General features: G+C 72.7%; 8 protein-coding genes. 3 read left to right on the top strand and 5 right to left on the bottom strand.

The window, feature by feature from the left end; genetic code table 11:
* Positions 1-71: 71 nt before the first annotated feature.
* Positions 72-1,355: a cytochrome P450 family protein gene (locus tag ACWD5D_RS25550; RefSeq protein WP_451375069.1), complete on the bottom strand. Its 1,284-nt coding sequence runs from the start codon at positions 1,353-1,355 to the stop codon at positions 72-74.
* 1,787 nt (positions 1,356-3,142) lie between these two features.
* On the opposite strand from ACWD5D_RS25550, the gene ACWD5D_RS25545 reads away from it, so the two are divergent.
* The 3 genes from ACWD5D_RS25545 to ACWD5D_RS25535 all read left to right on the top strand — a co-directional run bounded on the left by ACWD5D_RS25545 (position 3,143) and on the right by ACWD5D_RS25535 (position 6,136).
* Positions 3,143-4,093, top strand: coding sequence for a 2-hydroxyacid dehydrogenase (locus ACWD5D_RS25545; protein WP_451375068.1), 951 nt, complete (start codon positions 3,143-3,145; stop codon positions 4,091-4,093).
* A gap of 75 nt (positions 4,094-4,168) precedes the next feature.
* Positions 4,169-5,374: an acyl-CoA dehydrogenase family protein gene (locus ACWD5D_RS25540; protein ID WP_451375067.1), complete on the top strand. Its 1,206-nt coding sequence runs from the start codon at positions 4,169-4,171 to the stop codon at positions 5,372-5,374.
* Between the two features lie 12 nt (positions 5,375-5,386).
* Positions 5,387-6,136, top strand: a complete 750-nt coding sequence (locus ACWD5D_RS25535; protein WP_451375066.1) for an SDR family oxidoreductase — start codon at positions 5,387-5,389, stop codon at positions 6,134-6,136.
* A 101-nt stretch (positions 6,137-6,237) separates the two neighbouring features.
* Here the strand turns inward: ACWD5D_RS25535 and ACWD5D_RS25530 are convergent, their stop codons facing one another.
* The 4 genes from ACWD5D_RS25530 to ACWD5D_RS25515 all read right to left on the bottom strand — a co-directional run bounded on the left by ACWD5D_RS25530 (position 6,238) and on the right by ACWD5D_RS25515 (position 17,052).
* The gene (locus tag ACWD5D_RS25530; RefSeq protein ID WP_451375065.1) at positions 6,238-9,027 is read right to left on the bottom strand and encodes an AAA family ATPase; all 2,790 of its coding nucleotides are present in this window, start codon (positions 9,025-9,027) and stop codon (positions 6,238-6,240) included.
* Between the two features lie 432 nt (positions 9,028-9,459).
* Positions 9,460-10,977: a hypothetical protein gene (locus tag ACWD5D_RS25525; protein WP_451375064.1), complete on the bottom strand. Its 1,518-nt coding sequence runs from the start codon at positions 10,975-10,977 to the stop codon at positions 9,460-9,462.
* A 58-nt stretch (positions 10,978-11,035) separates the two neighbouring features.
* A complete protein-coding gene (locus tag ACWD5D_RS25520; protein WP_451375063.1) occupies positions 11,036-13,666 on the bottom strand; it encodes a hypothetical protein in 2,631 nt (876 codons plus the stop codon).
* Entirely contained in the window at positions 13,663-17,052 is a 3,390-nt protein-coding gene (locus ACWD5D_RS25515; protein ID WP_451375062.1) for a right-handed parallel beta-helix repeat-containing protein, read from the bottom strand. The genes ACWD5D_RS25520 and ACWD5D_RS25515 overlap by 4 nt, the downstream gene beginning before the upstream one ends.
* Positions 17,053-17,055: the final 3 nt, after the last annotated feature.

The following is a 17,055-nucleotide window of genomic DNA, read 5'->3' as shown; positions in this document are numbered from 1 at the left end:
GCCACGTGCGACGGCGTAGCGGGGGCGGTGACGCTGCGGGCGCAGATGCCGGCAGAGGCGCAGCCCGCGGATCATGACCGCGCGGTGAGGCGCACCGGCAGCCGGGCGGGGCCGTTGGTCGACAGCGATCCCACCCGCTCGATGTCCCCCAGTGGTTCCGCGGGGGTGACGATGAACCGCTCGTACAGGGCGGGCAGCGCGACCCTCGCCTCCAGGCGGGCCAGGGGCGCGCCCAGGCAGTGGTGGGGGCCGTGGCCGAAGGCGCGATGCTGGTGGGCGCCTCGCCGGTCCGGGAGGAACGTGTCCGGGTCGGTGAAGACGTCGTCGTCGCGGCCGATCGCCGAGATGGAGAAGAGCACGGGGTCACCGGCCCGGAGGGTGACACCTTCGATGTCGACGTCCCGCTCGGCGTACAGGAACATGGTCGTGGCGGCGGGGGGATCGAAGCGGAGCGACTCCTCCACCACGCCGTGCCACGGATCCTGCCCGGAGGTGCCGTCGAGGACGCGCGCCAGTTGGTCGGGGTGTTCGGCCAGGCGCTGGACCGCGTTGCAGATCAGGTCCTGCGTGGTCTCGTGACCGGCCAGGAGCATGAGGAACAGCGTTCCGGCCAGCTCCTCCTCCGACATGTCGCCGGCGTCGAACTCCTTGATGAGGGCCGTGGTGAGGTCGGTACCGGGCTGCTTGCGCCTGGTGGCGATCAGCTGGGCCATGATGCCGAAGATGCTGGCCTCCGCGGCCAGCCGTTCAGCGGGCGGCGTCGCGCTGCTCAGCAACAGAAGGCTGTCCACGGCGAGTTGACGCCTGGCCTCCGGGTCGTCGAGGCCGTACAGCTCGCAGATCACGGTCACCGGCAGCTGGAAGGCGAAGGTGGCGCGCAGGTCCACGACCGATCCTGGACCGGCCGCCGCGAGCGCGTCGAGCTGCTGGTCGACGATCTCCTCGATACGCGGGCGCAGCGCCTCGACACGGCGCGTGGTGAACGCGGTCTGGATGGGCCTGCGCAGCCGGGTGTGGTCGGCGCCGTCCATGATGAGCATCGTCGGAGTGATGAGGAGCTGCAGCAGGGGCCAGGTGTCCGGTACGAGGCCGTCCTGGTAGGCGCGCCAGTGCCGGGGGTTCTTGCGCATGTCGGGGTGGGTCAGCAACTGGTCGGCGACCTTGCGCCGGGTGACCGCCCACGCCGTCACGCGGTCCGGGAGCTCCACGGGGACGAGCGGGCCCATCTCCTGGAGCGCCTTTCCCTCGGCAGGGAAGTCCCGGCCGAGGGGATCGAGGCGGTAGAGGGGGCGGCCGAGGTCCAGTTCGTGGGGCGCGGGGATGTCGTCGGTGAGCCGGGAATCGATGTCAGTCACGGGATGCCTCCGCTGTGATTGGGGGCTGGAGCACGGCGGGACGCGCGCTGCGTCGCAGTATCCCGCCGAGCCGGGCCGGGTCCCGCGCCGGAAGTCTCAACTGGGCATGTATGACTGGTTCTTGTTGCCCGATGAGGCAAGAGCCAATGATCTGGTTTCGAGAGGCGTGAGCAGGAGCGGCAGATCCGGTCGGGGATCTGGTCGGCGGTCTTGGTCCATGTGCACGCCGACCGATCGACTCCTGGTTCTGCGTGACCGCACACAAGGGCGACCACTTTGCCCGTAAGGGATGAGTTTGCAGGACCTTCTATGCCTAACAAGTAAGTAGACTGCTCGCGGAATCGGCACGGGCAGGTGGTGGGTGTGTCGGGCAATCTGCGGAGGGGGAATCGTGGTGGTCGCGTCCATGGGTGAGCCAAGGTCCCGCATGGGCTTCGACCGGGCGCCCGGGGGTCCTGCCGACGCCGCGGTGGTGTCTCTCGACAGGGATGAAGGATGGGTGGCGAGGCTGCGGCGTGCTTCTTGTCACGCACTGGTTCCGCTGACGTGGAGCCAGGCCGTCGACCGCGGGAGTGACGGCCGACGCAGCCGGCTGATCCTTCTCGACAGCGCGGCTCCGCGGTCGCCCGGCGAACTGGAGTCGTGCGTAAGGTCCCTGGCCCTCGTCGCTCACGTGGTCGTGTCGACCGCGCAGGAGGGGAACTCGGCTGGGCTCCTCGCCGCCGGGGCGGTCAACGTCCTGGACCGGGATGCGCTGCCGGGAGTCCTGGCGGCGCGGCTTGATGCGGATCTGCGCTGGCTGCGGCGGATCAGGCCCACGTCGACGGTGAAAGCCCGGCCCGCGCGGCACGAGGACAGGTGGGTGGCTCCGTCGTTCCGCACACAGTCCTTGCTGCTCGAGATACTCTGCGCGCTCCCTGGCCCCGTCTGTTGCCATGACATCCGCAGGCTCCTGGGTTCGCCGGGGCGGTTGATGACGCTGCGCGCCCTCCGGGGCCGAATCCAGAGGCTCGATCCGTACCTCGCGGAACTCGGCCTCGTTTGCGGAAGAACGGCGAGGTGGGGCGCCGAAACGATCACGGTCCACGCACTGGACGGAACGGCACAGCGCACGGCGCAAGCAGCTTGACCGCTCTTTCCCGGCAGGGCGGTGACGGAGGACGCTTGTGCGTACGAAGTGTCCCGGTCCCGTCCACCCGGCAGAGCGGTTCGGCGCTCTCCGCGACGCCCGCGGCCGCGCCGAGGTCACCTCGGGTGTGAAGCCAGAAGCGAGCATTCCCATTTGCTCATCCCGTCTGCCCGATCAGGCAGCCCTGTACGCAGGTTCAGCAGTGTCGTTGACTTCTCGCCTTCGCGCATACTTAGCATGAGTGCATAGGAGAGGCTCTCCGTTCGGGCGCTCTCGCATTCACTTCAGACAGGTCGACGCGAGATGCTCAGCACTCCCGCGGCCCATGCCGGCCGCTCTCTTTGCACGCGCTCCGCCGCGAACTCGGTGGCAGGACGCTCAAGCACCCACGTGTGACGTCCCGTTGCCCATCGGTCGCACTCATCCTTCCGTTCCCGCCGGGCATCAACGAGCACGTCCTCAGCCTGCGGGAACACGCCGAGACATGGTCGACGACGTCCGGGGTGCCGGGTCAGGCCCGCGCTCCCGGGAACGTACGAGATTGTGGCGCGTGTGGTCGAGGGTGACGCCGTGCGGAGGCCGGACGTCCGACGGTGAGCGCCGGCGCACATGAGCGCGTCGGCGTGCGCCCGTCCCTCGAACAGAAAGGCTGACCGCAGTGCCCTCCGATGTACTCCCGGACTCCCGACAGGTCTGGCTCCCGGTCGAGTTCAACCGTCTCACCGGCCTGCCCGCCGGGCTTCGCTACGCCCACTGGGACGGGCGTTCGCCGTTCCCGTCGGATCCGGCCGCCGTGGAGTTCTACGTACCTCCCCTCGTCCAGGACATCGGCGTCATCAGCAGGCCGCTGGGCCGTATGACGCGTCTCAAAGCCGTCCAGGCCCTCAGCTCGGGGACCGACGGACTGGGGATGCGGCTTCGCCGACTGCCGGGCCGTGTCACCCTGTGCAACGCCCAGGGGGTGCACGCCCGCAGCACGGCGGAGCTGGCGCTGACGCTCATCCTCGCGTCGCTGCGCCAGATACCGACGTTCACCCGCGCCCAGGGCCTCGGGGTGTGGCAGCCCGAGGTGTCCGCGTCGCTGTACGGGCGTTCGGTGCTCATCGTCGGATACGGAGCGGTCGGGTCCGCCCTGGACGATCTCCTCACCCCCTTCGGCTGCACGGTGATACGTGTCGCGCGCACGGACCGGGACTCCCCTCGCGGGCCCGTGCACCGTGTCGCCCGGCTGCGCCGGCTCATCGCGAACGCTGACGTCATTGTGCTGACGACCGCGCTGACCGCCGCGACCCACCACCTGGTCGACGCCGAGCTGCTGGCCCGCACGCGGGACGGCGCGCTGCTGGTGAACGTGGCCAGAGGAGCGGTCGTCGACACGGCGGCCCTGCTCGCGAGGGTGCGCGACGGCAGACTGCGGGCCGCACTCGATGTCACCGACCCGGAGCCGCTGCCGGCCGGCCACCCGCTCTGGGACACGCCAGGCGTCCTGATCACCCCGCACATCGGCGCGTTCACCAACGCCATGTGGCTTCGCCTCGAAGCCCTCATCCGCCGGCAGCTGGACCGTTTCGCCGCCGACGAGGAGTTGGACAACGTAGTCGCCTACTGACGCCGAAGCACACCGGGCCGCCACCCCCAGGCCCCTCAGCACCGGGCCACTGTCACCGAAAGGGCAGGGATGACCGTGGGCACCGCAAGCCCCGACACCGCGCACAGATCCGACGCTCCCGACGACCTCACCCCGGTCGCGGCGGCACGCTCACTCCTCCCGCTCCTCGCCGACGAGGCACCCCGCACGGAGGAGAGGCGCAGCCTCACCGATACGACGCTGACCGCCCTGCGCCGCGCAGGCCTCCTCCGACTCGGCACACCCAAGGTGTACGGCGGCCAGGGCGCGGACGTCCGTACGGCGGTCGACGTGTGCGCGGAACTGGCGCGGGGGTGCGCCGCCGGCTCCTGGATCGTGGGCATCGCCTACGGCGGCGGTCTCTTCGCCTCCCAGCTCGCCCACCCCGAGCGCACGGCTCTGTGGCAGGACGCCCCGGACGCCGTCGTCTGCGGCACCGCCAACCCGTCCGGAACGGCGCGGCGCTCGGACGGCGGCTGGACATTGAGCGGCAGTTGGCCCTGGATATCGGGCATCCACCACGCAGCCTGGACCCTGCTCGGCTTCACCTGGGCCGGCGCGGGGGGAGAGCCGCAGCGTGGCATGGCCCTGGTCCCCACCTCCGCCCTGGCCGTCGACGACGTATGGCACATGGCCGGCATGCGCGGCACCGGCAGCGACACGGCCATCGCGGACGAGGTGTTCGTGCCGGACTCCCGCACGATTTCCCTCACCGACATGGCGAACGGCGTCTACCGGCAACGCCATCCCGGCGAGCCGCGGATCACCTTCCACCTCTCCATCAACCTGCCCCTCGTGGCAACGGCCGTCGGGATCGCCACGGCGGCGCTGGAGAAGGTGCTGAGGGCCGCGGCCCAGGGCAAGCGCGCGGTCTCCCCCCTGCACCGCCTGGTCGCCGAGGCCCCCGCCCACCAGCTCAACGTCGCGGACGCCGCGACGCTGATCGACACCGCAGGCCTGCACCTGCGCCGCGCCGCCGACGAGGTGGACACGCACGCCCGCGCGGGCCGCCGTCCCGCGCTCACCGAGCGGGCCCGGCTGCGCATGGACGCCGCCCACGCCATGCGCTGTTCCCGGGACGCCGTGAGCCTGCTGCTGGACACCGCGGGCGCGGGCAGCTTCGCGGACGGCTCGGACCTGCAACGGGCCTGGCGCGACATCGAGACGGCCTCCCGGCACGCCGCCCTCAGCGTCCAGACCAGCAAGGAGATCTACGGCCGAGCGCTCCTCGGTGCCCCACTGCCGCCGAGTCCGGTCATCTGAGAGGAGCCGACGATGACGACAGCCGACTTCCGGGTGGCCCTGGTCACCGGCGCGGGACGTGGCATCGGCGCCGCTATCGCCAACCGCCTGCACGGGCTGGGACACCGGGTGGCCCTGCTGGACCGCGACGGCGACGCCGTGACCGAGCTGTCCGACGCGCTCGACCCCGGCGCGGGCACGGCGCTGCCGCTCCGGGTGGACGTGGACGACACGGACGCGGTAAGGGCCGCGCTGCGCGAGATCTCCGGCACATGGCACGCACCCGACGTCCTGGTCAACAATGCCGCCCGCACCTCCCCGGGCTCGGTGTGGGACGTCGAGCTGGACGAGTGGGATGCCGTGATGACGACCAACCTGCGCAGCGTCCTCGCCCTGACCCGGCTGTGCGCGCCCGCGATGTGCCGCGCCGGATGGGGCCGCGTGGTCAATCTCGCCTCGCTGGCGGGCCAGCAGGGCGGCACTCTCACCGGCCCCCACTACTCCGCGGCCAAAGCGGGAGTCCTCGTGCTGACCAAGTTGTTCGCCCGAGAGCTGGCGGCGCACGGCGTGACCGTCAACGCGGTCGCCCCGGCCGGCGTCCACACCCCCGCGGTGACACAACTCGGTGCGTCGGCGGTGTCCGAGGCGGTGCGGAGCATCCCCGTGGGGCGCATGGGCAGGCCGTCGGAGGTGGCCGGCCTCGTGGCCTATCTGGTGAGCGAGGAAGGCGGGTACGTCACCGGCGCCACGTTCGACATCAACGGCGGCACCCACATGCGCTGACCCCCGTCATCTTCTCGGTGGCCCCGCGATGGGGCGCCCGGCCTCCAGAGCCCCGCCCCTCCCGACGTCCACGGGAGGGGCGGGACGCTCGTCCCGAGCCCTCAGGCCGGCCGGGTCTCCTCGTGGTAGCCCAGCTCCGAGAGTCTCTGGTACAGGGACGCCCGGGACGTGATGCCGAGTTTGGGGAAGAGGTTGTACAGGTGGGTGCTCACGGTGCGCGGCGAGAGGAAGAGACGGCGGCCGATCTCCTTGTTCGACAGGCCTGATGCCGCCAGCCGGCCGATCTGCAGCTCCTGCCGGGTGAGGTCGGCCGGATTGTCGGCCGGACCCGTGGCCATCGGGAGCAGCGGCGCCACCTCCGAACGCTCGTGCTCCCGCTGCGGCCGGCGGATGACGGCCTGGACCGCGGCGGTGCGCACCTCGGCGTTCAGGACGCCTCTTCCGCCGCCGGCGCCGCGGTGCTTGCGGTCGAACGCCAGGCGCAGGCGGGCGAATTCGAAGGGGTGCCGCTCCCGCTCGGGGGAGCCTACCGAGGCCTCGAAAAGAGACTCCGCCTGCTGCGGCGGCGCGAGCAGCGCATGGGCGCCCGCGACCAGGACGAGGTGCCGCCCCGAGCGGTGGGGGAGTCCCGCGGCCTCGGCCGCCGCGAGGTGCATGCGCCCCTCGTGTGCCCTGCCGGTCAGTACGGCCGATTCCACCAGGGTCAGGAACACCCAGGGGTGCAGGGGGGACAGGGCGGCGCTGTCCGCCGCCGCCCCGGAGGCCCGCAGGGCATGGGTGTAGGCCTCGGCGTACGCACCCTCGGACAGGGCTGCCCAGGCGTCGGCCTGATGAACCATCAGGGAGGTGAGCCCCGAAAGACCGTTCACCGCGGTCAGCTCCCGGGTCAGCGCACGAGCCGTTCCCGCGTCCCCGTGGGCCGCCGCGATCAGGGCCGACAGTGCCTTGGCGCGCCGGGCCGTGAGGACGAGTCCCTGCTTCTCGGCGAGCCGCAGCATCCGCGAGGTCGCCTCCTCGGCGGCGTCCCGGTCGCCGCCGAAGAGGAGGTCGAGTGCGAGGACGCCGAGTCCTTCGGCGCAGTCGATGACGGCACCGCCCTTGTCGCTCGCCTCGACCACCTGCCACAGCCGGTCCCGGAGCGGGCCGAGGCCGTCCAGGGCGAGCGCGAGGTGGGCGAGCCGCAGCACCTCGGCGCTGCCGGCGTCCGGGGGGAGGTCCTTGACGGCCGTGTCCAGCCGCGCCGGGATTCGCGGGCCCCCGTCGGCGAGCGGCGAGGACAGCTCCTTGACGAGACGGGCCCAGGAGGGTCCTGTACTCATCCTGGAGGTGATCGCGTGCCATTGTTCCGCGTCTCCCGAGACCACGGCGAGGGAGAAGAGCCGGGTGAGCAACTCGTCGCGCCAGGCGCCCCGGGGGCCGGAGTCGGTGCCCGGCGCGTCCCCGCACGAGTCGAAGGCGCCCAGGAGCAGGTGGAAGGAGGCCCGGCTGTCGCCGTCCCGCTCGGCCAGCAGTTGTGCCTGAGCGAGGGCGAAGGCCGGGCCCTCCGGCCGGGCCGCCACCGCCGAGGCCTGACGCAGCAGCTCCGCGGCGAGCGCGAACCGCCCCGCGCGCCCGGCACTGTGGGCGCCGAGCGCCAGCAGTTCGGCGCGTTCGGGGGCGTTCCCGCACAGGTCGGCCGCCCGGTTGTGCGCCGTGAGGGCCAGGTGCTCGAAGCCGTTCCGGGCCGCGCGGGCCGCACTGGCCGTCAGCGCGCCCGCCACGGCGGGATCGAGCCCTACGGCCGATGCCACCAAGTGCCGTACCTGCTCGTCCGGTTCATGGTCGAGCACGGATGCCAGCGCCCGGTGCGCGGCCCGCAGGCCGTCGGGTGCCGCCGCCGCGACCACCGCGGCACGCAACAGGGGTTCGGTGAACGCGAGCCGCCCCCGCTCCCCGGTCACCCGCAGGACGCCGGCCTTCTCGGCGGTCACCAGCGCCTCGCCCGCGGCCTCCCAGCCGTGGCGGTAGGCGGCCCACACCGTGCGCGTACTGCCGTGCGCCTCCAGGGCCGCCAGCAGGAGCAACTCCTGTACCTCCGCGGGGAGGGCTTCCACCAGGGGGCCGTACACCCTGCGGAGGGGATCACTGAGGGGCAGGAGGGCGGGCAGCGGCTCGCGACCCGCCAACTGCGCCTCGGACAGGGCCCCGGGCAGTTCGGCCAGCGCCAGCGGGCTGCCGTCGGCGGCCTCGATGATCCTGCGCCGTGTCTCGTGGGCGAGCGCGGGGTGCCGCGCGTCGAGCAGCGTCGCCGCGTCGGTCGGGGACAGAGGGCCCACGGGGCACGCGTCGGTCCGCGCGTCGTCGAGGAAGGGGCTGGCGCTGTCCGCCGTGGCGGCGACCAGCGAGATCCGCGTGCCGGTCAGCCGGCGGGCGAGGAATCCGAACACCGCGCGGCTCTCGAGGTCGAACCAGTGGATGTCGTCGAGCACCAGCAGTACGGGCCGTTCCCCGGCCGAGTGCCGGAGCAGGGCGAGGACCGCCGTGGAGAGGCGGAAGACATCGGCGCAGGAGGTGTCGCCGGTGTCGAGGGCGGACCGGAGCGTGGTGCGCTGCGCGCAGGGAAGCTCGTCCAGCTTGTCCTGGACGGACCAGAGGGCTTGGTGCAGTGCCGCGTACGGCAAGGACGCCTCGGCGCGCACACCCGCTGCCCGGAGCACCAGTGCCCCGGCGGCCCGGGCCCCGGCCGCACAGCCGTCGAGAAGAGCGGTCTTGCCCATGCCCGGCCGGCCGTACAGAGTCAACACCTGGCCGGCGTCCTCGTGCCGCAGCCCGTGTACGAGGGTGTCCAGCCGGGCTGTCTCCTGCTCCCTGCCGACCAGTTGCCGGAAGGTCCTTGCCTCAGCGGGCTCCATCGTATTCGCCCCCTACCTCGTGTTCCTGTCGGTTCCGTCGCTCAGCACAGCACGCGAATCCGGGGAACCAAGCGGTGGCGGCCCGCGTCCCTCCCCTTTGTGCAGCACCTCTGTTCACCCGGGCAGGGAGATGGCTTGAATGTCTGATTTGGCTAGCCAACACGTATCTACTTGCCTGACCGGTTGGCTGGGATCACGCTTGGTTCAGGTAGTTCCCTATGCCTAACGTGCATCTATGCAACGCCGATTGCCCTGGCCCAGGTGCATGGCACAGTGCCGGCGGTCAGGGCCTGCGCGACCGTTCACACACCGTGGCGTACGCGCCGCGCCGCAGGCTCCCGTGACCGTACGTCAGCCCGGACAACGCGAGGGCCCCCGCCCGGCACTGCTGCCGGGCGGGGGCCTTCTTCCTGCCTTGGGTGAGCTTCGCGATCAGTACTGGGTGCCGCTGCCCCAGAGGAACCTGCCGTCGGCCGCCTGGATCGTGACGTTGCCGTCGTTCTGCAGGACCAGTTGCGCCCCCGGGTTCCCGTCCGTGCGGGACGACCAGACGGTCGTGCCGTCGGCCGCCAGCACGACCAGGTTGCCGTCGCCCTGGAACACCGCGCGGTCTCCGCGACCGGAGGTGCCCGCGGACCAGCGGGCCCGGCCGTTGGCGTCGAAGATGACCAGATTGCCGTTCTGCTGCATGGTCAGCGAGATGCGGTTGGTGGCGACCGAGTGGCCGCGCCCGATCACGTAGGTGCCGTGCAGGACCTTGGTCTGACCTTCCTTCGCCGTCGGCGCGGTGCGTACGGCGGTGGCCCGCTTCTTCGCGGGCGGGGCGGGGGCGGGTGCGGGTGCCGGAGCGGCGGCCCTCACCCGCGGAGCGGCAGCCGACCGGGTCGTGGTCCTCGAGCCGGAATCCGAGCCGGAAGAGCCAGGAGAACCAGAAGAACCAGAAGAACCGGAGGAACGCGAAGAAGTGGTGTGCCGGACCGCCGGGCGCGGCTTCGGGGCGGACGTCGTGTCCGAGGCCGCCAGGACCGACGTGTGCGTCCTCGGCGTCCTGCGCGATTCCGAGGCAGCCGGGGTGTCGGGGCCGTCGCCGCCGGCGGCGTCGGTGCTCCGGACGGGTGGGATCTCCCCGAGCGGGCCGGCCGGCTGTCCGCCGCCCGCCTTCCGGTCCTTTGCCTTTGCCTTTGTCTTGGCCTTATCGGTCGGCTTCTTGCCGGAGGACGTGATCAGCGGCGGCTTGTACCGGGAGGTGTCCACCGAATCCGGCAGGCCGGGCGTGGTCGTGGGCGGCAGTACCCCCGGAGGCTGCTGGAGCCGTTCGGAGGGCTTCAGGGACTGCTGGTCCGTGCCGCCCTGCGTGCTGGGCCAGGTGGCGCCGCCGCGCTCCCCGAGAGTGGCGACGGGGGCGGCGGCGGGGATGTCGCCGACCGCGCGTGTCGTCTGTTCGGCATCGGAGCGCTGGCTCACCACCACCAGCGGTACGGAGACCAGTACGGCTCCCGCGATGGCCGCCGCGGCCATCAGCGGACGCCCACCCTGGCCGCCACTCCCGCCCGCGGCCTGGCGCGGCGGCGAGGAGCCGTCCTCCGCGGGGCGCGCCGGCGCTGCCGTGGGAGCGGCCGCCGCCGTGCCCGTAGGGGCGGAACCGCCGTCGTCGTCGTCCCCCCGCTCGGCCGCAGCCGCGGAGGCCGGTGCGGCCGGCGTCACCGTGAGGGGCGCCGGGCGGGCCTGCGCGGTGGACCGGGAGCGCCGCTGGGCGCGCCGTGTCAGGCGGGTGGGAGCCGGCTCGGCCGCGGCCGGCCGCGGTGCGGGTTCGGCAGGGGCCGGCTGCGAAACGAACACCGGCCCGGAGGCGGTCCGTTCGGACGCGGTGGCGTCGTGCAGGGCCACCGCCTGCCGTATCCTCGGCCGCTCCGTGCCCTCGGACCGGGCGCCCGGAGGGCCCTGGCTCACGGTCCGTTCCTGTTGTGCCACTGGAATCTCCTCTGTCGATGGATGTCGGGCCTGCCCTTCAGGACAGGACTGGTGCGGGACCGGCTGCCGGGCCCCGGGCACCGGGCCGCTCCGTCAGCCGACCGACACAGCGGTCGGGCCAGGCGGCCGCCTCGTCCCACCGCGGTTCGGAGTCCGCGAGCCACGTGAGCAGTCGTTCCTGGAACAGCGCGTCCTGGGGGTCGAGTTCACCGGGTGCGGCCGGTGGAGCGGAGTCGGGCAGCTCCCGGAGCAGGACCAGCCGGCCACCGGCCCAGCCGTCCCGTACGCCGAGGACGCGCAGCCTGGTCCCCGCGCCGAACACGACCTCCTCGACGGCGTCTGCGCCCGCGCTCCCGCCGTCGAGCAGCGGCCGGATCCGGCGTGCGGTCGCGGACCAGATCAGGTACCGGTCGCCGCCGGCCTGGGGCAGCGGCCGGTCGGCGGCGAGCGCGCTGATCGGCGCGTCGGAACTCAGCTCCGTACCCGGTACGGGATCCTCCGCCCCGGCGCCCGGGCCTGTACTCCGCAGCGCGGGCCCCCTGTACGAGGGAAGCCGGCGCAGGCCCGCGTTGACCGCCGCCCGGCGCCTGCCTTCCGGCAGGACGGCCGCCTCACCCGTCAGATACAGGTGGAGGGCGACGAGGTCGGACCGCATCGCGTCGTCGGCGCGGCTGCGTACGGACGGCAAATGGGTCAGCGCGCGGACCACGGCCTGGTGGTGCCGCTCCCACGCCGGGCCGAGGAGGGTGTGCAGGTCGGTGGGGCCGGCGGTGGGTGCCGCCGGCGGGGGGCCCGGCGCGGGCGCAGGTACCACGGGTTCCGGCGCGGGCGCAGGCACTACGGGTTCCGGTGCGGGCGCAGGCACTACGGGTTCCGGTGCGGGCACAGGTACCACGGGTTCCGGTGCGGGGACAGGCACTACGGGTTCCGGTGTGGGGACCTCGGCGGCCGCCGGGGCCGGGGTGGGAGCCGATGCCGGCTCCGCCTGCGCTGCCGCTGACGCTGCTGTCGCCGCCTCCCCGGCAGGCTCCTCCGCCTCTCCGGCAGGCTCCGCCGCCCGGAGCGGGGTGCCCGAGGTCAGCCAGCCCGGCAGGGCGCCGGCCGAGGCGGCCGCGCCCGGCCCCTCGGCGATGTCGATCTGCGGCAGGGCCAGTACCTGCGTGGCCTCCGAATTCTCCGCCTCGGGTTCGGGCCGGGGCTCGGCCGGGGCCAGCGAAGGGGCCGTGGAGGACATCAGGGAGGCGGGCGCCGAGGCGACGGCGGCCGCGGGCTGCTGCTGAGCCGGCTCCGCGACGGCCGGGGCGTGGCCCGGCAGGTACGCGTTCGCGCCCACACCGGGCAGCCAGCCCCGGCGGGCCAGGCCGATGCCGTGCCGGACCGTGATCCGGCGCAGTTGCGTCAGCTGGTCGTCGGTGCAGTCCGCGTGGATCTGGAGCATGGCGCGTTCACGCTCCGACGTCTCCAGCCTGCCGAGCATGCCGTCCAGCACGGGCAGCAGCGAGTCGTCCGTGGCGACGCCGGGCAGTCCGACGTCGATGGCCAGGACCTCGGCCTCCACCGGGCGCTCCCACGCGCTCGTGACCCGGCCGGCGGGGCCCACCCACAGCCCCGCGCGGGTCACCGCCACCTGCCAGTCGTCGGAGAGCCGGTACGTCCCGTCCCGCTGCCCGGGGGCGAGGCCGGCCAGGGGCGGTCGCCAGCGCTTGAGGCGCCCGACCGGACCGTCGTCGGGCCCGTAGACGACCGATTCCACGTACGAGTGCCAGGTCGGGTCCCCTTCGGAGGAGATCAGCAGGGTCCGCGACTCGGGCGGCTCGCCGTCCGCCGCGTCGAGCAGCAGCGGCAGTCCCCCCGAGACCTCCACCTCCGTGTCGAGCAGGTGGGCGACCGCCTTGGCCAGCGGCAGCAGATCCCCGGACCAGGGGATCAGCCGGGTCGCCCGGCGGACCCGGTCCGGCAGGGCGGCCAGCACGCTGGCGACGGCCTCGGCGGAGGTGCCGCCGGCGCCGGGACCGCCGACCAGCAGGACCGCGCTGGTCGCCTCCATCGGCACCGTGTGCGCGAGCGCAGGCACCGGGGGAGCCGCGTACCGGTCGGGGCGCAGGATGATCCCGGCCGGGATGTGGTCGATGCGGTGTCCCTCGGCCGTGTCGGCGGCCAGCCGGGAGAACGCCGCCTGCCAGACGGGCGCCGGGAAGCGGCGGCCGACGACCTCGGGGGCGCGGCCGGCGGCGAAGCGCAGCCAGCCGTGGTGGGAGAAGAGGGTGCCGTCCGGTCCGACGACGGGCACGCCGTGGCAGGCCAGCACCTCGACCGGCCAGGCTTCGGTGATCCGCCCGGCGATGCCGGAGCCCGCGCCGTCTGCCATGACCAGTGCCACCCGGTCGAACCGGTGGCGTACCGCGGTGGCCAGGATGGGGGTGAACTGGTCGAGGAGCGTGGAGGTGTCCTCGACCCCGCTGTCCACCAGGAACACCAGATGGTCCCGGGCCACGGGACCCAGCCAGTGGGCGGCGTCGGTCAGGTACGGGGGCGCTTGCTTCGTGGGGTGGAAGAGGTGGACGCCGGGGGCGCCTTCGGGGCCGGTCGGGTTCTGGGTCCCGGCCGTCGGGGCGTTCTGGCCGCTGCCGGCCGCCCGTCGGCCCAGGAAGCTCTGCCACAGGCTCATGAGCGGGCACCTCCGTCGTGCTGGAGAACCTTCTGCCTGTCACCGCGCGCGGCGAGGGCGTCCGACGGCAGGTCTTCCGGCAGTAGTCGGCTCAGGGCTTCCAGGCTGGGGTCGGTGAGGCCCCTCAGCCGGCCGGCCTGCCGGGTCATCATGGTCTCCACGAGCTGGCGGGCCAGGCGCGCGTTGCCGAAGGACTTGCCGCGGGGAGTCGTCTCGAAGAGCAGGCGCAGCGCCTCCAGGGTCTCGGGGGCGCACTGGTATCCGAGTTCGAGCGTGTGCCGGTCGGCGATGGTCACCAGTTCGTCGGTGGTGTAGTCCTCGAAGGTGACGTGCCGTGAGAAACGGGAGGCGAGACCGGGGTTGGAGTCCAGGAACCGGCCCATCTCGTCCGTGTAGCCGGCGACGATGACCACCACCTCGTCGCGGTGGTCCTCCATCAGCTTGAGCAGGGTGTCCACCGCCTCCCGCCCGAAGTCGGACGGGGAGTCGAGCGGGGTGAGGGTGTAGGCCTCGTCGATGAAGAGCACCCCGCCGAGGGCGCGTTCGAAGGCCTCGCGGGTGAGCTGTGCGGTGTGGCCGATGTACCGGCCGACGAGGTCGGCGCGGGCCACCTCGACGAGCTGGCCGCGGGGCAGCACCCCGAAGGAGCACAGCAGGTCGGCGTAGAGACGGGCGATGGTGGTCTTGCCGGTGCCGGGAGGTCCGGCGAAGACGAGGTGGTGGCTGATCCTGGGCGCGGCCAGTCCGGCGGCCTGGCGCTGCCGGGTCGCCGCGAGGAGGTCGACCATGCCCGCGACCTCCTCCTTCACGGCGGAGAGACCGATCATGCCGTTGAGGCGGGCCAGTACCTCCGAGTCCGCGGGCCGGTCCTCGCCGCCCGAGCTGATCATGGCCGCCTCCTCCTCGCCCACGTCCTCCGCGACGAGCTGCGCCAGGTCGGCCTGGCTGATCTCGGAGCGGGTCGCGAGCCGGAAGGCCTGCCGGTCCACCATCTCCTCGAACACCTTGCGCGCGGCACGGCCGTTGCCGAAACTCGCGTCCCGGGGCATCCGGGTGAAGTGCAGGGCGAGGGCCTCGCGCGCGGCCGGGGCCAGCTGGTAGCCGTGGGAGACGCACATGTTCTCGACGATCGTGACGAGTTCGTCGACGGTGTAGTTGATGAACTCGATGCTCCGGGTGAACCGGGAGGCGAGTCCGGGGTTGGCGGACAGGAAGGCCTGCATCTCCTTGGAGTAGCCGGCGACGATGACGACGACCTCGTCGCGGTGGTCCTCCATGAGCTTGACCAGGGTGTCGATGGCCTCCTGGCCGAAGTCGGCCCCCGAACCCTTGCTGTCGGAGAGCAGGGTGTAGGCCTCGTCGATGAACAGGACGCCGCCCAGGGCCCGTTGGAAGGTCTCGGTGGTCTTGATGGCGGTACCGCCGATGATCTGGGCCACCAGGTCGGCCCGGGAGACCTCCACGATGTGGCCCGAGGGGAGCGAGCCCAGCTCGGCGAGGATGCTGCCGTACAGCCGGGCCACAGTGGTCTTGCCGGTGCCGGGCGGGCCCGCGAAGACGAGGTGGCGGCTCATGGGCGGTGCGGGCATTCCCAGGCTGGCGCGGTGCTGGGCCAGCCTGTTGAGGTTGATCAGCGTACTCACCTGGTGCTTGACGCCCTCCAGCCCGACCAGGGCCTCCAGTTCGCCGAGCGGTCCCTTCGGCGTCGTGTCCGGGGCCGCGCCGCCCGGGACGGCCTCCGCCGGGCCCCCGTTCGTGCCGCCCGCGGGGATCTCCTGCTTCGGGGCACCCTCCCAGATGTCCGCGGCGCCGTTGCCCGTGCTCACCAGTCCGTCCACCGAGAGCCGGGTGCCCGGACGCGAATGCCGAAGCCCGGCGCCCCGGTTGGTGCGCACCGCGCACCCCGTGATGGTGACCTGTTCGGCGCTGTCGACCCGGATGCCGTCGCCGGTGCTGTCGGCGAATCCGCAGGAGTTGAGGGCGGCCCGTGCGCCGGCCGCGACCAGGATGCCGTGGGCGCCGGCTTCCTTGACGTTCACCCGGGTCATGGACAGCTCGCCGCCGTCCTCCACCGACACGCCCTCGGTACCCGTCCCGCTGATCTCGCAGTCCCTGAGGGAACCCCGGCCGAGGGATCCCACCGACACCCCGGCCTGCTTGGAGCCGCGGACGGTGGTGTTGCCGACGTGCGGGTTGCCGTGCCCCTCGATGCGCAGGGCCGCCGAACCGGTGTTCTCGATCTCGCAGTGTTCGAGCCGGCCCCGGCCGTCCTCGGCGACCTCGATCCCGTAGCCCTTCGTGCCGTTGACGCGCACCCGCCGCAGCAGCGGGTTGGCGCCCGAACGTACCGAGATGCCGTGGCCGCCGGCGTCGAGGACGTCGAGCCGGTCGATCTCCGCGACCGACTCGTCCACGAGGAGTACGGCGACGCCTTCGGTGTCCCGTACGGTCGTGCCGGTCAGGACCGGACTGCTGGACTCGGCGACCCGTACGGCCGACTGGGCCGGGGTGCGGAAGACGCAGTCCTCGTACGTGCCACGGGACTTGCCGGTGACGAGCAGTCCGCTGCCCCGGGTGTCGGCGGTGCCGCAGCGGCGCAGCAGGGGGTCCGCGCCCGCGGCGACGACCATGCCGTGACCGGTGGTGTCGGTCACCTGGACGTTCTCCAGGACGGTGCGGGAGGTGCTGGTGACGTAGACCCCCACGGTCACCCCGGTGACGGTGACGTCCTGCACGGTGACGCTGCTGGAACCCTCCAGCGCCACGGCCGGTTTGTCCGTGGAGGAGATCTCGCAGCTCTCGATGGTGCCGCGGGACTCTCCGTTGGCCAGGATCCCGTTGCCCCGCGCGTCGCGCAGTCGGCAGCCGCGCACGCTGATCCGGCCCTGGTCCACGACCACGACCGCGGAGGTCCCCAAGTGCTCGATGACGGAGTCCTCCACCGCGCTCGGCTGCGCGGAGGTCACCACGATGCCCGCCCCGTCCGGGTTGGTGATCCGGCAGTCCCGCAGGGCGAGCGAGCCGGCGTCGGAGGCCGATACGGCCGCCCAGCCCTTGCCGACCACCTCGCAGTCCCGCATGGCCAGTTGGCCCCGGGCGGCATGGACCACGGGCACGTCGCTCTCCCCGCCGCGCAGCAGCAGGTCGGTGAGCATCACCGCTTCGGCGGCCAGGGTGATCGCGGTGTCGCGGCGCGGGATGATCTCCACGCTCCCCTTGGGGCCGTCGGCGACGATGGTGACCTGCGTGGTCACCAGCAGGTTCTCCACGTACCGACCGGGCTGCACGCTGATCACCGCGCCCGTGCGGGCGTGGGAAAGGGCCTCCTTGATGGTCCGGTACTCGCCGGAGCCGTTGTGATCGACGGTGAGTACCTGGCGTACCACGAC

It is taken from the genome of Streptomyces sp. NPDC002520, assembly GCF_053595235.1.
The sequence above is the reverse complement of the archived record's forward strand: the minus strand, read 5'-3'. Positions and strand labels throughout refer to the sequence as shown.